The sequence below is a fragment of the uncultured Xanthomonas sp. genome, assembly GCF_964278005.1.
In the GTDB taxonomy this organism is placed as follows: domain Bacteria; phylum Pseudomonadota; class Gammaproteobacteria; order Xanthomonadales; family Xanthomonadaceae; genus Xanthomonas_A; species Xanthomonas_A sontii.
Genome location: NZ_CAXYKF010000020.1, coordinates 62,258 through 82,895, shown reverse-complemented (window position 1 = coordinate 82,895; position 20,638 = coordinate 62,258). Strand labels below are relative to the sequence as shown.

20 protein-coding genes are annotated in these 20,638 nt (G+C 71.5%); 5 read left to right on the top strand and 15 right to left on the bottom strand.

The genetic code is table 11. The annotated features are described in order from the left end of the window. The 4 genes from secB to ACHWVH_RS13060 form a co-directional block, all read right to left on the bottom strand. A complete protein-coding gene (secB, locus tag ACHWVH_RS13075) occupies window positions 1–519 on the bottom strand; it encodes a protein-export chaperone SecB (RefSeq protein ID WP_017907745.1) in 519 nt (172 codons plus the stop codon). Window positions 520–607: 88 nt separating this feature from the next. Further along, a complete protein-coding gene (locus ACHWVH_RS13070) occupies window positions 608–1,042 on the bottom strand; it encodes a rhodanese-like domain-containing protein (protein WP_017907746.1) in 435 nt (144 codons plus the stop codon). Window positions 1,043–1,095: 53 nt separating this feature from the next. Continuing rightward, window positions 1,096–1,515: a hypothetical protein gene (locus ACHWVH_RS13065; protein ID WP_026144149.1), complete on the bottom strand. Its 420-nt coding sequence runs from the start codon at window positions 1,513–1,515 to the stop codon at window positions 1,096–1,098. Window positions 1,516–1,560: 45 nt separating this feature from the next. Beyond that, a complete protein-coding gene (locus ACHWVH_RS13060) occupies window positions 1,561–2,031 on the bottom strand; it encodes a YiiD C-terminal domain-containing protein (RefSeq protein WP_043094080.1) in 471 nt (156 codons plus the stop codon). Between the two features lie 42 nt (window positions 2,032–2,073). Between ACHWVH_RS13060 and ACHWVH_RS13055 the strand changes: the two genes are divergently transcribed. The 3 genes from ACHWVH_RS13055 (at window position 2,074) to ACHWVH_RS13045 (ending at window position 5,205) form a co-directional block, all read left to right on the top strand. After that, a complete protein-coding gene (locus ACHWVH_RS13055) occupies window positions 2,074–2,847 on the top strand; it encodes a uroporphyrinogen-III synthase (RefSeq protein WP_394687324.1) in 774 nt (257 codons plus the stop codon). Window positions 2,848–2,959: 112 nt separating this feature from the next. Further along, window positions 2,960–3,940: a uroporphyrinogen-III C-methyltransferase gene (locus tag ACHWVH_RS13050; protein ID WP_017908650.1), complete on the top strand. Its 981-nt coding sequence runs from the start codon at window positions 2,960–2,962 to the stop codon at window positions 3,938–3,940. Next, complete coding sequence (locus ACHWVH_RS13045) at window positions 3,937–5,205, top strand: heme biosynthesis HemY N-terminal domain-containing protein (RefSeq protein WP_017908649.1); 1,269 nt, start codon at window positions 3,937–3,939, stop codon at window positions 5,203–5,205. Before ACHWVH_RS13050 ends, ACHWVH_RS13045 begins: the two co-directional genes overlap by 4 nt. A 228-nt stretch (window positions 5,206–5,433) precedes the next feature. On the opposite strand, the gene ACHWVH_RS13040 is transcribed toward ACHWVH_RS13045, so the two are convergent. Then, a complete protein-coding gene (locus ACHWVH_RS13040; protein WP_394687323.1) occupies window positions 5,434–6,003 on the bottom strand; it encodes a hypothetical protein in 570 nt (189 codons plus the stop codon). 159 nt (window positions 6,004–6,162) lie between these two features. Continuing rightward, window positions 6,163–7,443, bottom strand: a complete 1,281-nt coding sequence (locus ACHWVH_RS13035; RefSeq protein ID WP_026143786.1) for an acetyl-CoA C-acetyltransferase — start codon at window positions 7,441–7,443, stop codon at window positions 6,163–6,165. Between the two features lie 105 nt (window positions 7,444–7,548). Between ACHWVH_RS13035 and ACHWVH_RS13030 the strand changes: the two genes are divergently transcribed. Then, window positions 7,549–8,436 (top strand): hypothetical protein, encoded by an 888-nt coding sequence (locus ACHWVH_RS13030; protein WP_152237155.1) that lies wholly within the window; start codon window positions 7,549–7,551, stop codon window positions 8,434–8,436. Between the two features lie 151 nt (window positions 8,437–8,587). On the opposite strand, the gene ACHWVH_RS13025 is transcribed toward ACHWVH_RS13030, so the two are convergent. The 7 genes from ACHWVH_RS13025 to glnA form a co-directional block, all read right to left on the bottom strand. Next, a complete protein-coding gene (locus ACHWVH_RS13025) occupies window positions 8,588–9,226 on the bottom strand; it encodes a superoxide dismutase family protein (RefSeq protein WP_295924968.1) in 639 nt (212 codons plus the stop codon). Between the two features lie 79 nt (window positions 9,227–9,305). Next, a complete protein-coding gene (locus ACHWVH_RS13020) occupies window positions 9,306–9,884 on the bottom strand; it encodes a superoxide dismutase family protein (protein ID WP_267110539.1) in 579 nt (192 codons plus the stop codon). Between the two features lie 299 nt (window positions 9,885–10,183). Continuing rightward, the gene (ntrC, locus tag ACHWVH_RS13015; protein WP_267112242.1) at window positions 10,184–11,614 is read right to left on the bottom strand and encodes a nitrogen regulation protein NR(I); all 1,431 of its coding nucleotides are present in this window, start codon (window positions 11,612–11,614) and stop codon (window positions 10,184–10,186) included. Window positions 11,615–11,624: 10 nt separating this feature from the next. Next, window positions 11,625–12,662: a nitrogen regulation protein NR(II) gene (locus tag ACHWVH_RS13010; RefSeq protein WP_193314201.1), complete on the bottom strand. Its 1,038-nt coding sequence runs from the start codon at window positions 12,660–12,662 to the stop codon at window positions 11,625–11,627. Window positions 12,663–12,990: 328 nt separating this feature from the next. Then, a complete protein-coding gene (gene amt, locus ACHWVH_RS13005) occupies window positions 12,991–14,430 on the bottom strand; it encodes an ammonium transporter (RefSeq protein WP_267097612.1) in 1,440 nt (479 codons plus the stop codon). 19 nt (window positions 14,431–14,449) lie between these two features. Beyond that, window positions 14,450–14,788, bottom strand: coding sequence for a P-II family nitrogen regulator (locus ACHWVH_RS13000; RefSeq protein ID WP_010341076.1), 339 nt, complete (start codon window positions 14,786–14,788; stop codon window positions 14,450–14,452). 325 nt (window positions 14,789–15,113) lie between these two features. After that, complete coding sequence (gene glnA, locus ACHWVH_RS12995) at window positions 15,114–16,523, bottom strand: type I glutamate--ammonia ligase (RefSeq protein ID WP_295924970.1); 1,410 nt, start codon at window positions 16,521–16,523, stop codon at window positions 15,114–15,116. A 222-nt stretch (window positions 16,524–16,745) separates the two neighbouring features. On the opposite strand from glnA, the gene ACHWVH_RS12990 reads away from it, so the two are divergent. After that, window positions 16,746–17,537, top strand: a complete 792-nt coding sequence (locus tag ACHWVH_RS12990) for an undecaprenyl-diphosphate phosphatase (protein ID WP_017908899.1) — start codon at window positions 16,746–16,748, stop codon at window positions 17,535–17,537. 239 nt (window positions 17,538–17,776) lie between these two features. Here the strand turns inward: ACHWVH_RS12990 and ACHWVH_RS12985 are convergent, their stop codons facing one another. Together ACHWVH_RS12985 and ACHWVH_RS12980 are read right to left on the bottom strand one after the other, a co-directional pair. After that, window positions 17,777–18,388: a YbhB/YbcL family Raf kinase inhibitor-like protein gene (locus tag ACHWVH_RS12985; RefSeq protein WP_295924974.1), complete on the bottom strand. Its 612-nt coding sequence runs from the start codon at window positions 18,386–18,388 to the stop codon at window positions 17,777–17,779. Between the two features lie 20 nt (window positions 18,389–18,408). After that, window positions 18,409–20,484 (bottom strand): tetratricopeptide repeat protein, encoded by a 2,076-nt coding sequence (locus tag ACHWVH_RS12980; RefSeq protein WP_394687322.1) that lies wholly within the window; start codon window positions 20,482–20,484, stop codon window positions 18,409–18,411. Between the last annotated feature and the right edge of the window lie 154 nt (window positions 20,485–20,638).

Genomic DNA, 20,638 nt, shown 5'->3' with positions numbered 1-20,638 from the left:
TCAGGCGTTGCCGGCCGGCTCCGAATCGGCCAGCGACTGGCCCTCGCCCTGCTGCGCGCGCTGGCGCAGGGTCTCGGCGTACAGGGCCTCGAAGTTGATCGGCTGCAGGAAGAACGGCGGGAAGCCGCCGGCCTGGATCAGGTCGCTGACCAGCGAGCGCACGTACGGGAACAGGATGCTCGGGCACTGGGTGCCGAGCAGCACGTCCACCGCCTGCGGGTCCAGGCCGACCAGGCCGAACACGCCGGCCTGCTGCACTTCGGCCACGTAGGCGGTCTTGCCGCCGGCGGTGCAGGTCAGGGTCACGGCCAGCACGACTTCGAAGGCCTGCTCGTTCAGCTGCTGCACGCGCTGGTTGAGGTTGAGCTGCAGTTCCGGCTGCGCGTTGTCGTTGAACACCGACGGCGCGTTGGGGGACTCGAAGGACACGTCCTTGACGTAGATCTTCTCGATGGTGAAAGCGGGACCGGCCGCGGCGTCGGCCGGCGCCGCGGCGCCGTTGTTGGTGAGGTCGGACATTGCTTGACTCCGGTGGATTCGGTAACAGAAAGAAACGGGATTATCACACGCCGGCCGCGCCCCTCGAGGTCGAACCGGACGCGGTGTCTCAGCGGCCCTTGACCAGCGGCAGCTCGGCCTGCTGCCAGGCGGCGATGCCGCCCTCGAGCACGTAGACCTGCTCGAAGCCGGCCTTCTTCAACTGCTTGGCGGCGCCGTCGGCGGTGGTGCCGGTGCGGCAGACCAGCACCACCGGCTGCGCCTTGGCGTTGGCAACCAGCTTGTGCTCGGGGCCGAACTGGCTGGCGGTGGCATTGCGGCTGCCGGCGATGTGGCCCTTCTCGAAATCGGCCGAGGCCGACAGGTCGACCACCACCGCATTGCCGGCGTTGATCAGGCGGGTCAGCTCCGCCGGCCGCAGGCTCTTGTAGCCACGGAACAGGCGCGCCACTTCGGTGACGATCAGGGCGATGGTCAGGCCCACCAGGGCCAGGGCCAGCATCGGGTTGCGGCCGGCGAAGGCCAGCAGTTCTTCGAAGTTCACGGGACTCGGGGGCTGGAAGCGGGCGCCGATTGTCGCACAGCTCGGCGACCGCGCTACTGGCCGTTCCACAGGTCCGGCAGGCCATCCTGCAGCCACCAGGTCTTGGCCTCGGGGTCCCAGCGCCAACGCTCGCGGTAGCGGACGATGCGCTCGGCCTGGGTATTGCGGTTGATCACGCCCAGTTCGATCTCGCGCAGCGCCTCGCCGTCGCCGACCGCGCCGCCGCCGACCTTGTAGGAGGAGACCTGGATCTGCCGGTAGCGCTCCAGTTGCAGGTCGGTCAGCGGATGCGCCTGGCGGTAGGCCGGGTCGACCACCTGCCAGGCGGTCTCGAACTCGCTCCAGCGCACCGCCGCGGCGTAGGCGGTCTGCAGATCGTCGAGCTTGCGCTGTTGCGCGCGGCTGCCGGCCACGGCCGCGCCGGTCCAGCCCAGCAGCAACAGCAGCGCGAGCGCGCGGAACATCGAGGGCATGGCGGCGTCCAGGTGGCGGCGCGCGGGGCGCGCGATCCGCGCATCCTACCCCTTGGCGAGGGCCACGAAGCGACCGCTCAGGGTCGCTGCCGCGGCCGCGCCGGGCGCGCCGACCTGGGCCTGGATGCCGATGCGGGCGCGGCCGCGCTGGCGGAAGGTATTCACGAACACGGCCCAGTCGGCCTCCGCATCGGCATTGGCCTGGGCATGCAGATCGGCGTACAGCGGCGACAGGTAGCGCACCTGGCTGTCGGCGACGTAGACGTCGGCCTGCAGGCCGGCGCGGTGCAGCTCGCAGTTGACCAGCCCCCAGCCCGCCAGGGTCATCACCGAGCCCAGGCTGCCGCCGAAGGCGTTGCCCTTGTCGTTGAGGTTGGCCGCCAGTGGTGCGACCAGCTGCAGGCGCTGCTCGGCATACTCGTGCACGGCGACCTGCAGCGCCGCCACCGGCGGCATGGCCTGGAACTGCCGTTGCAACTGCTGCAGGAACGCCTCGAAGGAAAGATCCGCTGCCATGGTGCGATTGTGCTGCCGGTGGGGGCTCGCATAATGCCTGGCATGAGCGCGCATGCAACCGCCGCCCCGGCCTGGACCTTGATCTCGCTGCGCCCGCAGGGCGAGCACGCGCCGCTGCGGCGGGCCGCGGCGCGCTGTGGCGCACGGGTGCTGGCGGTGTCGCCGTGGCGGCTGCGGCCGCGCGCCGATCCCGCCACCCGCGCGGCCCTGGCCGCGGCGCTGGCTGCGCCGCGGGTCATCGTCAGCAGCCCGGCGGCGGTGCGCGCGGCCGCGGCGCTGCAGCCGCTGGCGGCACGCCCCGGCCAGTGCTGGCTGGCAGTGGGCGCAGGCACGGCGCGCGCCTTGCGCCAGCACGGCATCGCCGAGGTGGCGACGCCGGCGCGGATGGACAGCGACGGCCTGCTGGCGCTGCCGGAAATGTCCGCGCACGACCTGCCGGTGGGACTGATCACCGCCCCCGGCGGCCGCGGCCTGATCGCCGCACACCTGCAGGCGCGCGGCACCCCGCTGCTGCGCGCGGACGTGTACGTGCGCGAACCGGTACGACTGCGCGCGGCCGACCTGGCCCGCCTGCGTGCGGCGCCGCCCGGTGTGCTGGCGCTGAGCAGCGGCGAGGCGCTGCAACAGCTGCTGGCGCAGTTGCCGGAGGAGTTGGCCCGGGCCTGGCGTGCACGGCCGGTGGTCGCGGCCAGCGCGCGCCTGGCGACCCTGGCCGCGGACCTGGGGTTCGTCGACGTCGCCCAGGCGGCCGGACCGATGCCGCAGCAGTTGGTCGCCGCAGCGGCCGCGATCGTAACGCGCTCGCCACCTCGCTGAACGCGGGCCGCCGCCCGGGTTGCGGCCGCAGTGCCGCTCACGCCATGCTCCGGCGGTGCCGCGCCGACCGCCGCCTTGCTCGCGACGGGCGACGGCCCCCAGGACGCTGCCGATGACCGACGAAATCCCGATCACGCCTCGCCGTTCCACACGCTGGATCTGGTTGCTGCTGGTGCTCGCCACGCTGGCCGCGCTGGCGTTCGCCGGCTGGCGTGGCTGGGACTGGTGGCAGGCGCGCAGCGCGCGCGAACTGGCCCAGCAGTCGGACCTGCAGCAGCAACTGCAGGCCTTGCAGCAGGCCCAGGACAGCCTGCGCCGCGACCAGCGCGCCACCGCGCAGCGGCTGCAGGACGCGGCCAGCACCAACCGCGTGCTGCGCGACGAAATGCTCGGCCTGAGCCAGCGCAGCGCGTTGCTGGAGGCCAATGTCGCCAAGCTCGCCGATTCCAACCGTCACGGCGCACAGGCGCTGCGCCTGGACGAGGTCGAACTGCTGCTCAACCAGGGCCAGCAGCGCCTGCTGCTGGCCGGCGATGCGGCCGGCGCGCGGCGTGCCTACGCGCTGGCCAGCGGTGTGCTGGACGGCATCGACGATCCGCAATTCCTCAACCTGCGCCAGGCGCTGCTGCAGGAACGCACCGCGCTGGACGCGCTGGGCGACGGGCCGCAGGCACGCCTAGCGGCGCAACTGGATGCCTTCGCCGCCAGCCTGGACAAATTGCCGACGCAATTGCCGGAGAGCGCGCAGCAGCCGCTGTGGCAGCGCCTGCTGGCGCCGCTGGTGAAGATCCGCCCCTCGCAGGGCGGCGTCCTGGCCGCCGGCTCGGAGCGCGTGGCCGCCCACGACGCGCTGCAGCTCGACCTGACCCTGGCGCGCGCGGCGCTGGAACGCGGCGACACGCGTGGCTATCGCAGCGCCCTGGCCGGCGCCGGGCGCTGGCTGTCGCGGCTGTGGCCGGAGTCGCCGCAGCTGCGCGAACGCCGCGCCGCGCTGCGCACCCTGGCCAATGCCGATCTGCGCCCGACCATTCCCGAACTCGGAACCACCCTGCAACAGTTGCGCGCGATGCGCGACGCAAGGAGCCCGTCATGAAATCCCTCCGTTCCCTGATCGTGCTGTTGATCGTCATCGCGCTGGGCGTGATCGGTGCGCAATGGCTGGGGCAGGACCAGGTGCGTCAGCTCGGCGAGGTGATCGTGCGCGTCGGCGGCACCGACTACATCGCCTCGCTGCCGCAGGCCTCGCTGCTGCTGGTGATCGCGTTCCTGGCGCTGTGGCTGGTGTGGAACGTGCTCAGCTTCCCGTTCCGCGCCTGGGGCCGGCGCCGCCGCAAGCAGTCGCGCGCGCGCCTGCTCGACGGCCTGGCCGCCGCCCACGCCGGCCAGTGGACACGGGCCGAGAAGCAGCTCAACGCCGCCGCCGAAGACCCCGAGGTCAGCGCCATCGCCCTGATCGCCGCGGTGCGCGCGGCCGATGCGCGCGGCGACCGCGAGGCGACCGAGCGCCACCTGCGGCGCCTGGCCGAACGCGATCCCGCCGCGCATGCACTGCTGCTGGCCGAACTGCATCTGGAGCAGCAGCGCCCGGTCGATGCGATCAATGCGCTGGACGTGGCCGCGGCGCAGCCGCTGCCGCCGCGCGGGCTGTTGCTGCGCACCGAGGCACTGACCCGCATCGGTCGTGCCGGCGAGGCCTACGGACAGCTCGGCGCGATCCGCCAGCAGCAGGCGCTGCCGCTGGAGGCGATCGCCACGCTGGAAACGCGCCTGGCCGCGGCCTCGCTGGACCAGGCCGCCGATGCCAATGCCCTGGCCGAGCGCTGGGAGAGCCTGCCCAAATCGCTGCGCAGCGAGCCGGCGGTGGTCGCCGCCTACGCGGTACGCGCGGCCGCCCTGCGCTGGGACGATGCGGCGCTGCGCAGCCTGGAGCAGGCGCTGGACACGCGCTGGGACGAAGGCCTGGCCGCGCTGTACGGGCGCCTGCCGGTGGAGAAGTACGATTCGCGCCGCGCCAGCGCGCAGCGCTGGCTGCAGGCGCATCCGGACAGCCCGGCGCTGCTGCTGACCCTGGCGCGTCTGGCCAGCCGCCAGCAGCAGTGGCCGCAGGCGGAGGAATTCCTGCACCGCGCGCTGGCGCTGGGTGCTGGTGCCGAGGCCTGGGAGGTGTTCGGTGACGGCTATGCCGACGCCGGCGACATGCTCGCGGCGCAGCGCTGCTACGCCAATGCGCTACGCGTGCAGCGCGGCGACATCGCGCAGCCGCTGCCCGAGCCGGTCGCGCCGGTGACCCCGATCGCGCCGGCGCCGGACAGCACGGAACGCCGCGACGACCATGGATTCCCGCGGCTGGAGGGTTGAGTCCGTCCCGGTGTTGTCAGAGATGGCCGAGCCTGCAAGACCAGGCCGGGCACGCTGATCCGCGGCGAAAGCGCGTCATGGCTGCTTCCGGACGCGGCAGCGCACGCGCATCGCTCCTGCGCCGATCAGCGAAGAGGAGCACGGCCGAACGCATGGGCCGCGTCGTGTGCCCAGGCCGGCGGCGCGCTGGTCATCGCATCCGAAGGTAGGCCGGCCGCGTCCGGCCGCTCAGCGCCGCAAGGCCGGCGGCAGCGCCGGCAGGCGCGCCAGGAACGCGGGCGCCAGGCCCTTGTAGCGCGCGTAGCGCTCGTCCATGCGCCGCGGCACCAGGATGCGCGCGCCGAACATGCCCCAGATCAGCATGATCAGGAACACGGCGCCTCCCAGCCAGAACCCGCTCTCGCCGCCGACGGCGAATCCCAGCAGCGGGCCAACCAGGAAGGCACCGGCGATCAACAGGATGTACCGGTTGCGCCGACGCCGATGCACCGCGCACATCCCGAGCACATGGCTGCTGCGCTTGCGCGCGACCAGCGCCGCGATCGCATAGACCAGGATGCTCACCAGGATCAGCGTGTACCAGCCCGGCGCGTGCCAGTAGAAGGTGCGCTTCTTGAGTTCGTCGTTGCCCAGCGCCGCCCCGCACTTCACGCAGTGCGGCGGGAACGGCGCATCGCGCAGGCACAGCAAATCCGTGCCATCGCGCCACAACGTCTCGCCCGGCAACGGCGGCGGCAGGCTGGACGGACTGGCGACGCTGGGCGCCTGGTACGGATTGAAACTGCCCTGCTCGGTCATGGCCTGCGCCCCCTGCGCGCCGTGGCGCCCGCGTGACGCAGGCGAATCGGCGGGCATGGTAGCGCGACGGATGCGGCGCGGTCAGCGCCGGGGCGGCGCCGCAGGGCCGAAGGCCGTGGCGCGGCGCACGCCGGCACGAGTGCCAGCGCGCGGTGACGCTCAGCGTTCGACGATCGCCACCACGCCCATGCCGCCGGCGGTGCAGATGGAGATCAGCGCGCGGCCGCCGCCGCGTTCGACCAGTTGCTTGGCGACGGTGGCGACGATGCGCGCGCCGGTCGCGGCGAACGGATGGCCGGTAGCCAGCGACGAGCCCACCGGATTGATCTTGGCCGGATCGATCTGCCCCAGCGGCGCGTCCAGGCCCAGCCGGGTGCGGCAGTAGTCCTCGCTCTCCCAGGCACGCAGGGTGCACAGCACCTGCGCGGCGAAGGCCTCGTGAATCTCGTAGATGTCGAAGTCCTGCAGGCGCAGGCCATGGCGCTTGAGCATCTCCGGCACGGCCACGGTCGGCGCCATCAACAGGCCTTCGCCGTGCACGAAATCCACCGCCGACACCTGCGCATCGCGCAGGTAGGCCATCGGCACGTGGCCATGCGCCTGCGCCCATTCTTCCGAGGCCAGCAACACCGCGGCGGCGCCGTCGGTCAGCGGGGTCGAGTTGGCCGCGGTCAGAGTGCCGCGGCCGCTGACCTTGTCGAAGGCCGGCTTCAGCGTGGCCAGCTTCTCCAGCGAGGTATCCGCGCGCAGGATGTTGTCGCGCTCCACGCCGCGGAACGGCGCGATCAGGTCGGCGAAGAAGCCGCGCTCATAGGCGGCGGCCAGCTTGTGGTGCGAAGACACCGCCCAGGCGTCCTGCGAATCGCGCGAGATGTTCCACTGCTTGGCCATGTCCTCGCAGTGGTCGCCCATGCTCTTGCCGGTGCGCGGCTCGGCCACGCCCGGGAACTCGGGCTTGAGCTCGGCGAACTTGAAGCCGCGGGTCAGCGCGCGCAGCTTGTCGCCGGTGCTCTTGGCGCGGTTGGCCGCCAGCAGCCGCGCGCGCAGTTTCTTGCCGTAGACGATCGGCACTTCGGAGGTGGTGTCCGAACCGCCGCCGATGCCCGATTCGATCTGCCCCAGCGCGATCTTGTTGGCGACGGTGATGATGCTGTCCAGGCTGGTGCCGCAGGCGCGTTGCAGGGTGATGCCCGGAGTCAGCGGCGACAGCCCGGAGGACAGCGCCGCCTCGCGGCCCAGGTTCCAGTCGCTGGAATGCTTGATCACCGCGCCCATCGCCACTTCGCCCAGTTGCTGCCCGTGCAGCCCGTAACGCTCGACCAGCGCGCCCAGCGTGCGCACCGACATGCCGAGGTTCCCGACATCCGCATACGCCGTGTTCTGCCGGCAAAACGGAATGCGGACGCCGCCGAGAATGGCGACGGGACGGGCTGCTGGCATGGGATTACCTCGCGCGAGGGGAGTCGGGGACATGGCCTGCACGGTAGCGCAGGCATAATGAAGCGAGTGTAGCTATGCGCCCGCGACGGGCCAACCGCCAATCCCATGACCCAAGCCTCCGCCACTCGCCACGCCCACGGGGTCATCGCCCTGGAATTGTCCTCCGGGCGCGAACCGGCGCACCCGGCGCTGCCGCATGCGCAGGCCGCCGAACTGGCCGAGAAGGTCGGCCGCGACCTGGCGCAACTGGTGCCGGCGGTGCGCGAGCTGGAACTCAGCTTGGCCGGCGCGCATTTCGACCCGGCCGAAGCGTTGCGTCCGGGCTGGCCGCTGCACCGGCGCCTGGAGGAACTCGCCGCCCGCGCGCCCGGCCGCGCCGAAGGCCCGCGGTTGCTGGCCTTCGGCACCGATGCCGACGGCAGCGTGCCGCTGCCGTTCCAGGCCGACGCCGGCCTGCGCGGCGGCGCATTGCGGGTGGTGCCGTTCCTGCTCAGCGGCCCGGCCGACACCGTGCAGTCCGTGGCCGAGGCATTGGAGGACGTGTTGCTGGCGCAGGGCATGGCGCAGGCCGATACCGCGCTGCTCGCGCAGAAGGGCTTTGGCGCGGAGATCGAGCACGCCCGCTACCTGACCGGCCACGACCTGGCGGCGATGATGTCCATGCAGTACGACAACCAGGGTCTGGCACCGCTGTGGCCGCTGATCGAGACCGCGCTGCTGGCGCCGGACCAGGAAGAATGGCTGCAGGCCCCGCCGGAGCCGCTGCTGCGCTACCGCGAAGGCGAGGTGCGCATGGCGCTGTTCGACCCGGCCAGCTGGTGCGCGCACTACGCCTACGACCGCCAGGACTGCGAACGCCTGCAGCGGGTCTACGAGCAGTACCTGGCGCGCCAGCGGCAACTGGCCGCGGTACTCGAGGCCCACGGCCTGCCGGTGCTGTACGTGCATTGCGAGAGCGGGCAGGACGCCAAGCAGGCGTTGCTGGCGGCCTGAGCCGCGAGACGCGTCGCGGTGCGTCAGTCATCGCTGGGACAATCTTGATGCTGGGAGCGCAACTGCATCGGCAGCGCGTCACTGCATCCTGTGTACACCGGTACACGACACCGGCGACGGCATCACTGCCGTCGCCGACGCCGCGACGAGCTTAGTGGCTACCGGCCGCAGCCGGCGCAGCCGCCGCGTCGCCCTTGATCACGCCGCAGGCCAGGCGGCCGCCGGCGTTGCCGGTGGGCTGGCTCTTGTAGTCGTCCGGGTCGGCGTGGACGATCACCGCGTGGTTGAGGATGTCGAAGCCGTCGCCCTTGCCGATGTTGACATTGTTGGACACCGCCGCATCGATCGTCGCCTTGCCGTCGGCGTCGGCCTTGAGGTTGGGCATGTCGCCGCCGTGGTGCGGATCGCTACCGACCTGGCCGTGCTCGGTCTTGGCCGGGTTGAAGTGGCCGCCGGCGCTGCTGCCGTCGGGCGCGCTGCAATCGCCGAACTCGTGGATGTGGAAGCCGTGTTCGCTGTTGGGCTTGAGCCCGGTGATGGTGCCGGTGACATGCACGGCGCCGTCGACGGTGGTGAACTTGACCTCGCCGGCCACTTCGTTGCCCTGGGTCGGGCTGAGCGCGGCGCTGGCGCTGCCAGTGGCGTTGCTGGCGGCCGGCGGTGCGCTCGCGGCCGGGGCGGCGGCGGGTTCGGGGGTCGCCGCCGGGGTGGAGGCGGGTTCTTCGCGCTTGCAGGCGCTCAGCGCCAGGGTGGTGGCCAGGAACAGCAGACTGGGAAGGGTACGACGCACGGGGGTTCTCCTTCGTTGCAGAGCCGCGGAATGCGGACGGACCTCCCAGGCGGACCCGGGCGGAAGTAGCGATGCGAGGTCAGCGCAGCGGGCGGATCACGCCGCAGGCCACGCGCGCGCCGGCGTTGCCGGCCGGCTGGCTGTGGTAGTCGTCCGGATCGGCATGCGCGACCAGCGCGCGGCCGACGATATCGTTGGCCGCGCCGCCGCCGAGCACCACGCCGCGCAGCAGCACGTCGATCTGCGCGGTGCCATCGGCCGTGGCGTTGAGGTTGTCCATGTCGCCGGCGTGGTGCGGGCCGTTGCCGGCGCGGCCGTGCGGCGCGCCGAGCGGATTGAAGTGGCCGCCGGCGCTGCTGGCATCGGCCGCGCTGCAATCGCCGCGCTCGTGCACGTGGAAGGCAAAGCTGTGGTTGGGCTGCAGGCCGCCGAGGGTGCCGGTGATGCGCACGCCGCCGGGGGCGGCGACCAGCGACAGCTTGCCGCTGACCAGGCTGCCGGAGGCCGGCGCCAGCACGGCCTGCGCCTGCTGCACGGTGCCGGCACTGGCCAGCGGCGGCGCCTTGGGCGGCGGCGGCGGCGGGGCCTTGGGCGGCGCGCTGCTGCACGCGGCCAGCATCAACAAGGCACTCGCGGCGAGGGGCAATCCGTAACGCATCGACATCGACTCCTGTGGCAGGGCGAAACTAGAGGGGCGGCCGTGCAGACCCCATGAAGGTGCACGGGGCGCAGTCTAATCGGGCGGGATTGGGGATTGGGGATTGGGGATTGGGGATTGGGGATTGGGGATTCGCAAGAGCGTAGCGCCAGGCGGTTCGGCGCAATGACCTGCGACGTCATGCCGCAACACGCGCCGCATGCAGCGGGCGACATCCGACCGGACGTGGGGCCTCGCCGTTGCGAATCCCCAATCCCGGCTCTCAACAGCCGCAGGCTGGTCATTCCCGATCCCGCGCTTCAGCGCCGCCGCCGCCCCGGCCCCAGCTTGCGGGTGACGGTGTTGCGGCCCACGCCCAGGCGGGCGGCGGCTTCGGCGCGGCGGCCCTGGGTGAAGCGCAGCGCCACTTCCAGCAGCGCCTTGTCGAAGCGTTCGCGGGCCTCGGCATGCAGGCCCTCGGCGCCGTCGGACAGGCGCTGCTGCGCCCAGGCCGACAGTTGCGTGTCCCACTCGCCGCCGTCGCCGCTGCGCTCGCGGCGGCCGCCGCGCAGCAGGGCGGCCTCGACGTCGCCGGCATCGATGATTTCCGCCGGCGCCAGCGCGGCCAGGCGCCAGCACACGTTCTCCAGTTCGCGCACGTTGCCCGGCCACGGATAGGCGCGCAACGCGTCCAGCGCCGCCGGCGCCAGCCGCTTGGGCGGGGTGTCGAGCTTGCGCGCGGCCATCGCCAGGAAGTTCTCGGCCAGTTGCGGCACGTCGGCGCGACGCTCGCGCAGCGGCGGCAACTGCAATCGCACCACGTCCAGGCGGTGCAACAGGTCGGCGCGGAAGCGGCCCTGTTCGACCAGCGCTTCCAGATCCTGGTGGGTGGCGGCGATGACCCGCACGTCGACCCGGATCAGTTCGCGCCCGCCGACGCGGAAGAACTCGTTCTCGGCCAGCACGCGCAGCAGCCGGGTCTGCAGCGGCAGCGGCATGTCGCCGATTTCGTCCAGGAACAGGGTGCCGCCGTCGGCCTGCTCGAAGCGACCGATGTGGCGGCGCTGCGCGCCGGTGAAGGCGCCGGCCTCGTGGCCGAACAGTTCGCTCTCCAGCAGTTCGGCCGGAATCGCCGCGGTGTTGAGCGCGACGAACGGCTTGCGCGCGCGCGGCGACTCGGTGTGCAGCGCGTGCGCGACCAGTTCCTTGCCGGTGCCGGTCTCGCCGTTGATCAGCACCGACAGCGGCGCCTGCGCCAGCCGGCCGATGGCACGGAACAGCGCGCGCATCGCCGGGGTGTCGCCGATCAGTTCGGTGCTGCCCTGCCCGGCCGGTGTCGTCGCCGGCACCGCGGCGATGGCGCTGCCGGGATCGGGCAGCGCGCGTGCGGCCAGCGCCACCGCATCGTCCAGGTCGAACGGCTTGGACAGGAACTCGTGGGCGCCGCCGCGGAACGCGCCGGCGGTGCTGGCCACGTCGGTGTAGGCGGACATCACGATCACCGGCAGTTGCGGGTGCGCGGCCTTGAGCTTGTCCAGCAGCACCAGACCGTCGTCGCCGGGCATGCGCACGTCGGTGAACAGCAGGTCGGGCATGGGCCGCTGCGCCAGCGCCTGCAGCGCGGCGGCGGCGCTGTCGAAGCCGTCGACGCTGTAGCCGGCGTCGCGCAGCGCGGTGGACAGCACGAAGCGCACCGAACGGTCGTCGTCGACCACCCAGATACGTTGCGTTCCTTGCAGGGAGTCGGTCATCGCAGTGCTCCTAATCGGTGTCCGCTGCGCGCTGCGGCAGCAGCAGGGTGAACACGGTGTGGCCGGGGCGGGAGCGGTAGGTCAGCGAGCCGGCATGCTCGCGCGCCACCTGCTGGGCCAGCGCCAGGCCCAGGCCGCTGCCTTCGGCGCGGCCGCTGACCAGCGGCAGGAACAGGTGCTCGGCCAGTTCCTCGGGCACGCCGCGGCCGTCGTCGACGATCTCCAGGCGCAGGCCGCGCGCGTGCACGCGGTCGCGGATGCGCTGGCCGTGCTCGACGCGGGTGCGCAAGGTGACCTGCGCCGCGCCGGCCTGGATCGCGTTGCGCACCAGGTTCCACACCGCCTGGGTGAGGCGGTCGGCATCGCCGAGGAATTCGGGGATGCTGGGGTCGTAATCGCGCTGCAGACGTACCGACCAGCCGCCTTCGTTCTCGGCCAGGCGCAGCACCCGCTCCAGCACCGCGTGGATGTTGAGCATGGCGTGAGGGCGCGCCGGCGCCGGCGACAGCAACTGGTCGAGCAGGCTGTTGAGGCGCTCGATCTCCGCGCCGATCAGCTCGATCAGTTCGCGTTCGTCCTCGTCGCGGTGCTGGGCGCGGCGCGCCAGCAGCTGCGCGGCGCCCTTGAGCCCGGCCAGCGGATTGCGCAATTCGTGGGCCAGGCCCTTGAGCGCCGCGCTGAGCGCATTCGGCAGGGCCTGCGCCGGGTCCGGCGTGGGGAACTCATCGACCGGGTGCGCTTCCAGCAGCCAGCCGCCGTCGTCCAGCCGCGACAGCCAGCCCTCGGCGAAACGCGGCGGCTCGCCGGGCACGGCCAGGGCCATGCGGTGCAGGCGCAGCACGTCGCGCTCGTCGTTGCGCAGGAACCGTGCGAGCGCATCGCCCTGCACTTCCAGCGAGGCCAGCGGCTGGTCGAGCAGGCGCCGCACGCTGACCCCGAGCCAGCGCGCGAAGGCGGGGTTGGCGCCGCGCAGGCGGCCGTCTGTATCGGCCCAGACCACCGGGGTGCCAAGGGCGGAAAGCGGGGGCGGCGTGGTGTTCATGGCCATTGCACCAATGTAGTGCAAAGCCAGGCAGGCGGCACGGGCGAGCGGCGCACGGCGTGGTCCCTGCCCTGGCGGACGGCGCGGCGCGCGGCTGGCTGCGGACCGGGTGACGGGACCAGCGGACCTTGCATCGCAACGCAACCAGGAATCTTGCGGAAAGCCGGGGGTGTGGCGAGGCGAATGGCCACGCGGAATACCTCGATCTTTTGAGAATGGCCGGCGCTTCCCCCCAGGAAGCGCCGGCGAAGGCCGCGGTCGCGAGGGCCGGCCACCAGCACCGGTCACACGCGCTGCGACAAGGCCCGCGACCGCCGTCGCGGGCCGGCGAACCTCACAACTCGTAGGCGGATTCGCCATGCGAGGTGATGTCCAGACCCTCGCGCTCGGCGTCTTCCGGCACGCGCAGGCCGATCACCAGCTTGGCGATCAGGAAGCCAACCACCGAGACCACGCCGATCCAGCCGACAGTGATCAGCACGCCTTCGGCCTGCACCAGCACCTGGTGGCCCATGGTCACGCCCTCGGCGTAGCCCATGCCGCCCAGCGCCTTGTCGGTGAACACGCCGGTGAGGATCGCGCCGACGATGCCGCCGACGCCGTGCACGCCGAACACGTCCAGGGTGTCGTCGGCATTGAGCAGCTTCTTCAGCCCGGTCACGCCCCACACGCAGATCACGCCGGCGGCCACGCCGATGGCGATGGCGCCGAACGGCCCCACGGTGCCGGCGGCGGGGGTGATGCCGACCAGGCCGGCGACCATGCCCGAGGCCACGCCCAGCGCCGAGGACTTGCCCTTGATCACCTTCTCGGTCAGCGACCAGGCCAGCACCGCCGCGGCGGTGGCCAGCAGGGTGTTGAGGAAGGCCAGTGCGGCGGTGGCGTTGGCTTCCAGCGCCGAGCCGGCGTTGAAGCCGAACCAGCCCACCCACAGCAGCGAGGCGCCGACGAAGGTCAGGGTCACGTTGTGCGGCTTCAGCGCGGTGTGGCCGAAGCCCAGGCGCTTGCCGACGAAGTACGAACCGACCAGACCGGCCACGCCGGCGTTGATGTGGACCACGGTGCCGCCGGCGAAGTCCAGCGCGCCCTTGCCGAACAGGAAGCCGGGGGCCGACCACACCATGTGCGCCAGCGGCAGGTAGCCGAAGGTGAACCAGATGACCACGAACAGCAGCACCGCGGCGAACTTCACCCGCTCGGCGAAGGCGCCGACGATCAGCGCGCCGGTGATGCCGGCGAAGGTCAGCTGGAAGGCGACGAACACGTACTCCGGCAGCTTGAAGCCCTTGGAGAAGGTGTCGGCCAGCGTAGTGGTGTCGACGCCGGCCAGCAGCGCCTTGTGCAGTGTGCCGATGAACGGACCGCCATCGGCGAACGCCAGGCTGTAGCCGTATACCACCCACAGCACCGCGATCAGCGAGAACACCACGCCGACCTGGATCAGCACCGACAGCACGTTCTTGGCGCGGACCATGCCGCCGTAGAACAGCGCCAGGCCGGGCACCACCATCAGCAGCACCAGCAGCGTGGAGGTGAGCATCCAGGCGACGTCGCCCTTGTCCACCACCGGCGCCGGCGTGGCCGCGGCCGGCGCGGCGGCCGGTGCAGGCGGCGGCGTCAGTTGTTCGGTGACCACGTCCGGCGTCGGCGCCGGGGTGGTTTCGGCCTGGGCGAAGGCCTTGCCGGGAATGCCGACCGCCATCGCGCTGACCAGCATCAGCATGCATACCGCGTAGAACCGGGCCTTCCACCCGGCGAACAGACCTGTCTTCATGAAGGGCTCCAAGGTGGGGTTAGAGCGCATCGGCGCCGATTTCGCCGGTACGGATGCGGACGACCTGCTCGATGGCGGTGACGAAGATCTTGCCGTCGCCGATCTTGCCGGTGCCGGCCGCGCCCTGGATCGCCTCGACCACGGCATCCAGACGCTCGTCGGTCACCACGGTCTCGATCTTGATCTTGGGCAGGAAGTCGACGACGTACTCGGCACCGCGATACAACTCGGTGTGGCCCTTCTGCCGACCGAAGCCCTTGACCTCGGTGACGGTGATGCCGGACACCCCAGCCTGCGACAAGGCCTCGCGGACCTCGTCGAGCTTGAATGGCCGGATGATGGCGGTGATCAGTTTCATGCGCATACCCCGTTGGTGGAAGGAACCGGCCGCCGAAGGCCGACCGGCACTGGGCCCATCGACCGCGCCGCGAACGGCGCGGGTGCTGCTGCGCGATGCGTTCCGTGGATCACGCCGTGGCCCACCGCACCCAAGGTGCGGCGGCGACGGCGACGTGGGAGGGAACGTGGCCCACGGCACGCAAGCGCTCTGTTGCGCGGTCCATCCCCTGGACACTCGATGACGCGATGGTGGGCGCGGACCACCTGCGCGGCTCCCCAGCCGGGCAGGTGGCGGCGATGGCGAAGGAGGGAGGGGAAGCCTTCGCCATCGCCGCGCGTGGAACTCAGTTGGCGTAGTACAGCTGGTATTCCAGCGGGTGCGTGGCCGCGCGGAACTTGGTCACTTCCTGCATCTTCAGCGCGATGTAGCCGTCGATGAAGTCGTCGGTGAACACGCCGCCGGCCTTGAGGAACTCGCGGTCGGCGTCCAGCGCTTCCAGCGCCTGGTCGAGGCTGGAGCACACCTGCGGGATCTGCTTCTCCTCTTCCGGCGGCAGGTCGTACAGGTCCTTGTCGCTGGGCGCGCCCGGGTCGATCTGGTTCTTGATGCCGTCCAGGCCGGCCATCATCAGCGCGGCGAAGGTCAGGTAGCCGGACTGCAGCGGATCCGGGAAGCGGATCTCGATGCGGCGCGCCTTCGGGTTGGACACCCACGGAATGCGGCACGAGGCCGAACGGTTGCGTGCCGAGTAGGCCAGCATCACCGGCGCCTCGAAGCCCGGGACCAGGCGCTTGTAGCTGTTGGTGCCGGAGTTGGTGAAGGCATTGATCGCCTTGGCGTGCTTGAAGATGCCGCCGATGTACCACAGCGCCATCTGCGACAGGCCGCCGTAGCCGTCGCCGGAGAACAGGTTGGTGCCGCCCTTGGCCAGCGACTGGTGCACGTGCATGCCCGAGCCGTTGTCGCCGACGATCGGCTTGGGCATGAAGGTCGCGGTCTTGCCGTTGCGGTAGGCGACGTTCTTGATGATGTACTTCATCATCATCAGTTCGTCGGCCTTCTTCACCAGCGAGTTGAACTTGGTGCCGATCTCGCACTGGCCGGCGGTGGCCACTTCGTGGTGGTGCACCTCGACTTCGATGCCGACCTGCTCCAGGGTCTTGCACATCTCGGCGCGCAGGTCCTGCAGCGAGTCGGTCGGCGGCACCGGGAAGTAGCCGCCCTTGACCGCCGGACGGTAGCCGCTGTTGCCGCCTTCGATCTTGCTGCCGCTGCTCCAGGCCGCTTCTTCCGAATCGATCTTGAAGAAGGTGTGGCCCATCTCGTTGCCGAAGCGCACGCCGTCGAAGATGAAGAATTCCGGCTCCGGGCCGAAGAACGCCTGGTCGGCGATGCCGCTGGACTTCAGGTAGGCCTCGGCGCGCTTGGCGACGCCGCGCGGGTCGCGGCCGTAGCTCTGCATGGTGGCCGGGTCGAGGATGTCGCAGGTCAGCACCAGGGTCGGATCGGCCATGAACGGATCGACGAAGGCGGTGTCGGCGTCGGGCAGCAGGACCATGTCCGACTCGTTGATGCCCTTCCAGCCGGCGATCGAGCTGCCGTCGAACATCTTGCCTTCCTCGAACAGCGCCGGCTCGATGATGCTGACCGGGAAGGTGACGTGCTGCTGCACGCCGCGCATGTCGACGAAGCGCAGGTCGACGAACTCGATCTTGTTGTCCCTGACCAGCTTCTCAATAGTTTCCGCAGACATTCGATGCAACCTCGGGTTGTGAAGGGCGTGGGCGAGTATCAGCAATCGCCATGCCAAGCGTGTGGCACTCACAAGCCCTTGATTCTGCTGAAGCGTGCACGCGAAGGATGCAAATGCACTGCACTTTAGTGGTGCATTCACACCTGAACGCACCAAATTTGTGCGCGAGGCGGATGCTCTATCCTTGCGCAGCTTCCCCTCCCCCAAAGCGACCCCTCCTCCATGAGCGATCTGTTGTCGGCCCTGCTGCTGGGCATCATCGAAGGCCTGACCGAATTCCTGCCCATCTCCAGCACCGGGCACCTGTTGATCGCCGAGCGCTGGCTCGGCCACCGGTCCGACTTCTTCAACATCGTGATCCAGGCCGGCGCGATCCTGGCCACCACCCTGGTGTTCCGGCAGCGCCTGTGGGATCTGGCCACCGGCCTGGGCGACCGCGCCAACCGCGACTACGCCTTCAAGCTGGGCGCCGCCTTCCTGGTGACCGCGGTGGTCGGTCTCATCGTCCGCAAGGCCGGCTGGCAGTTGCCGGACAGCGTGCAGCCGGTGGCCTGGGCGCTGGTGATCGGCGGCGTGTGGATGCTGGTGGCCGAGTACTTCGCTGCGCGCATGCCGGAGCGCGAGACGGTGACCTGGACGGTGGCCATCGCGGTCGGCCTGGCGCAGGTGGTGGCCGGCGTGTTCCCCGGCACCTCGCGCTCGGCGGCGACGATCTTCCTGGCGATGCTGCTGGGCCTGAGCAAGCGCTCGGCCGCGGCCGAGTTCGCCTTCCTGGTCGGCATTCCGACCATGTTCGCGGCCAGCGCGTATTCGTTCCTGGAGCTGTACAAGGACGGCGGCCTGGGCAGCGAGAACTGGGGCGACGTGGCCCTGGCGTTCGTCGCCTCGATGGTCACCGGCTTCGTGGTGGTGAAGTGGCTGCTGGGCTACATCAAGTCGCACCGCTTCACCGCGTTCGCGGTGTACCGGATCGTGCTGGGCGCGGCGCTGCTGCTGTGGTTGCCGGCGGCGTGAGGGGTTGAGTCGGCGGGGCGCTTCGCGCGCCGACCCTCACCCCAACCCCTCTCCCGGCGGGAGAGGGGCTACGGCTTTTCCCTTCTCCCCGTGGGCCCATGGCCCCCTTTTCGGGGGAAGGTGCCCCGAAGGGGCGGATGAGGGTCCGGGCGAAGCCTCGCAATGCCAGATCGGCGAGGCGCTTCGCGCGCCGGACCCTCACCCCAACCCCTCTCCCGGCGGGAGAGGGGCTTTGGTGCTCACTTCGCCGCCGGATTGAGGCTGTAAGTGCCGTACAGGCTGGCTTCGGCCAGCACGTGGCCCTGCATCGCGCGCAGGGCATCGGCGGCGGTGAAGCGTGCCGGCACGTCCAGGCGCGCCACATCCAGCGCGAACAGGCGGAAGAAGTACCGGTGCACGCGCAGGTCGTTGGCCGGCGGATACGGGCCGTCGTAGCCGTGGTAGTCGCCGCCCATCGCCGCGTCGCCGGCGAACCAGTCGGTGTAGCTGTTCAGTCCCTGCCGCGCGCCGTCCAGGCCGGGCGGTTGCTGCTTGCCCTTGGCCACCACGCCGTCGCTGGCGCTGGCCTCGGCGATCTCGCGCAGATCGGCGGGCAAGTCCACTGCCACCCAATGCACGAATTCGGTGCGCGGTTGTTCGACCGGGATCTGCACGTCGTCGCGGCCGACCATCTCGGCCACGGTCGGCACGTCCGGATCGACGCACAGCAGCACGAAGGACTGGGTGCCGGCCGGCACCGCGTCCCAGGCGAGGTGGGGATTGCGGTTGCCGCCGAAGCCGTCGGCCTGGCCCATCGCGTAGGTCGCGGCGATGGGCTGACCCGGCTGGATGCTGTCACTGCGAAGACGCATGCGTGAATCTCCGTGGGGAATCAGGTTTCAGGGTAGCCAAGGCGCACCGCCACCGGCGTCAGCAGCGCGAACGCGGCGGCCAGCGGCGTGGCATAGGCACGCCAGTGGCCGGCGGCCAGGCGCGGAGGGCCGACCGTGGCGATGGTCGGGAACGCCACGCCGAACGCCTGCTCCAGCGCCGCCGCCACGCCGGCCGGATCGTGCTCGGTGCCGTCCAGGCGCACCAGATGGTGCGGATACAGATCCTGTTCGTGCAGGTCGGCGACCTGCGCCAGCACCGCCGCCAGCCACTGCGCGCCGGTCTCCGGCGAGGCCAGGCCCAGCGGCGCCGGGGCACCGTTGGCCAGCCAGTCCAGCAGCATGTCGCGCGGGTCGCGCAGCACGATCAGCAGCCGCCCTTCCGGCAGGTGCGGGCGCAGCGCGCGCAGCAGCGCGTTGTCCCACCACAGCAGCCAGTCGACGATGTTGCCGTCGCCGACGCCGCGTGCCGGCAGTTGCGCGCGCCATTCGGCGACCAGCGCCGCACCGTCCAGGGCGCCGCTTTCCAGTTCCTCGATGCTGCGGAAGCGCTGCAGGCCGTCGGTCGGCGGCTGCTGGCCGAAGCGGTCGCCGCGCAATACCGGGCTGGCCGCGTCGATCACCGCGATCGCCCGCTCCACGCCGCTGCCCGGGGGGCCCCAGACGAACAGCGGGCGCGCCTGGTTCTGCGGATCGACCGCGCCCAGCGGCAGCCACTGCGCCGGGGCCTGGCCCAGCGGCGGCAGCGGCAGGCGGTGCGGCAGCTGTTCCTGCTGGAAGGCCACCCAGGTCGCGAGCGCGTCGTCCGGGCGCCCGGCCGCATCCTGCACCGCCGCCAGCCACGGCCGCACCACGGTGCGGTCGCGCTCGGGCATGCGCTGCATCAGGCCGTGCACGTGGGCGATGGCGGCATCGTGCTCGCCGCGCTCCAGCAGCGCCTCGACCAGGCGTTCCTCGCCGCTGAGCCGGCCCGGTTCCAGCGCCACGATGCGCTGCGCCACGGCTTCGCCCTGGTCGCGTTCGCCGGCCATGTCGTGCACCCGCAGCTGCGCTTCCAGCGCCGGCACGTGCGCCGGCATCGCCGCCTGCCAGCGCGCGATCAGCGCGCGCGCCTCGGGGCCGCCCACCGGCTCCAGCGCCAGCCGCGCCAGCCACAGGTCGTGGGCGTCGGTGGTGGTGGCCAGCGCCGCTTCCAGGGTGGCGCGGGCATCGTCGATCGTGCCCAGCCGCTGCCAGGCGATCAGCGCGGCGTGCAGGGTGCGGCGGTCGGCCGGGGCCACCGCCAGGGTGCGGCGCAGGTGGTCCAGCGCCTCGGCCGGGCGGTCGGCCTGCAGGGCGTACTCGCCGGCCAGCCGGCGCATGTTGGCGGTATCGCCGGACGGATCGGCCAGCACCGTCTCCAGCGCGGTGATGGCGTCGTCCAGGCGGCCCTGGCGGTAGGCCAACTGCGCGACCAGCGCCATCATCGCCGCGCCGGTGCCCGGAGTGAGCGCGGCGACGCGGCGGAATGCGGTCTCGGCGAAGGCGAAGTGCTGCTTGTCCAGATAGGCGAAACCCAGCGCGTAGAGCAGGCGGGGATCGTCCGGCAGCGCGTTGCCGGCGCGCGAGAGCAGCGCCAGCGCGCGGTCGGCGTCGCCGCGGCGCAGCGCCAGCATGCCGTCCACGCCGAGCAGTTGCGGATGCTCCGGCTGCAGGCGCGCGGCGGTGCGGCTGAGCCGCTCCACTTCGTCCAGGTCGCCGCGGCCCAGCGCCAGGTGTGCGCGCATCACGTAGGCGAGGAATTCGTTGGGATCCAGCGCCGCGGTCTGCGCCAGCGCGTCCTCAGCCTGGGCCAGATCGTTGGCGCTGACCAGCATGCCGGCGTGCAGCAGGTGCAGGCTGGCGTCTTCCGGCGCCAGCGCGATCGCGCGGCCGATGCTGTCCAGGGCCGTGGCGGTCTCGCCGTGCTGCTGTTGCGCCAGCGCCAGCCAGCGGAAGGCCTGCGGGTCGTCGGCGGCCTCGGCGGCCCAGGTCTGGGCGAGACGCAGCGCGTCGGCGGTGTCCTGGCGGCGCAGGGCGTCGAGAATGGGCTGGTGCATGTGGGTCCGGCGTTGGGGCAAACCCGCATTGTAGCGGGAGCGCCCGGCCGCTCTGCGCGGGCGCCTGCGTCTGCGCGGCGGGCACATCGGGCGCATCGGGCATCGCTGGGAGCGGCCATGTCGCCGACGCTGCGGGGGGGACTGAGGCCACGCG

Coding starts and splice junctions, on each gene's coding strand:
- secB (WP_017907745.1), bottom strand. CDS start 519: ATGTCCGACCTCACCAACAACGGCGCCGCGGCGCCGGCCGACGCCGCG.
- ACHWVH_RS13065 (WP_026144149.1), bottom strand. CDS start 1,515: ATGCCCTCGATGTTCCGCGCGCTCGCGCTGCTGTTGCTGCTGGGCTGG.
- ACHWVH_RS13060 (WP_043094080.1), bottom strand. CDS start 2,031: ATGGCAGCGGATCTTTCCTTCGAGGCGTTCCTGCAGCAGTTGCAACGG.
- ACHWVH_RS13055 (WP_394687324.1), top strand. CDS start 2,074: ATGAGCGCGCATGCAACCGCCGCCCCGGCCTGGACCTTGATCTCGCTG.
- ACHWVH_RS13050 (WP_017908650.1), top strand. CDS start 2,960: ATGACCGACGAAATCCCGATCACGCCTCGCCGTTCCACACGCTGGATC.
- ACHWVH_RS13045 (WP_017908649.1), top strand. CDS start 3,937: ATGAAATCCCTCCGTTCCCTGATCGTGCTGTTGATCGTCATCGCGCTG.
- ACHWVH_RS13040 (WP_394687323.1), bottom strand. CDS start 6,003: ATGACCGAGCAGGGCAGTTTCAATCCGTACCAGGCGCCCAGCGTCGCC.
- ACHWVH_RS13035 (WP_026143786.1), bottom strand. CDS start 7,443: ATGCCAGCAGCCCGTCCCGTCGCCATTCTCGGCGGCGTCCGCATTCCG.
- ACHWVH_RS13030 (WP_152237155.1), top strand. CDS start 7,549: ATGACCCAAGCCTCCGCCACTCGCCACGCCCACGGGGTCATCGCCCTG.
- ACHWVH_RS13020 (WP_267110539.1), bottom strand. CDS start 9,884: ATGCGTTACGGATTGCCCCTCGCCGCGAGTGCCTTGTTGATGCTGGCC.
- ntrC (WP_267112242.1), bottom strand. CDS start 11,614: ATGACCGACTCCCTGCAAGGAACGCAACGTATCTGGGTGGTCGACGAC.
- ACHWVH_RS13010 (WP_193314201.1), bottom strand. CDS start 12,662: ATGGCCATGAACACCACGCCGCCCCCGCTTTCCGCCCTTGGCACCCCG.
- amt (WP_267097612.1), bottom strand. CDS start 14,430: ATGAAGACAGGTCTGTTCGCCGGGTGGAAGGCCCGGTTCTACGCGGTA.
- ACHWVH_RS13000 (WP_010341076.1), bottom strand. CDS start 14,788: ATGAAACTGATCACCGCCATCATCCGGCCATTCAAGCTCGACGAGGTC.
- glnA (WP_295924970.1), bottom strand. CDS start 16,523: ATGTCTGCGGAAACTATTGAGAAGCTGGTCAGGGACAACAAGATCGAG.
- ACHWVH_RS12990 (WP_017908899.1), top strand. CDS start 16,746: ATGAGCGATCTGTTGTCGGCCCTGCTGCTGGGCATCATCGAAGGCCTG.
- ACHWVH_RS12985 (WP_295924974.1), bottom strand. CDS start 18,388: ATGCGTCTTCGCAGTGACAGCATCCAGCCGGGTCAGCCCATCGCCGCG.
- ACHWVH_RS12980 (WP_394687322.1), bottom strand. CDS start 20,484: ATGCACCAGCCCATTCTCGACGCCCTGCGCCGCCAGGACACCGCCGAC.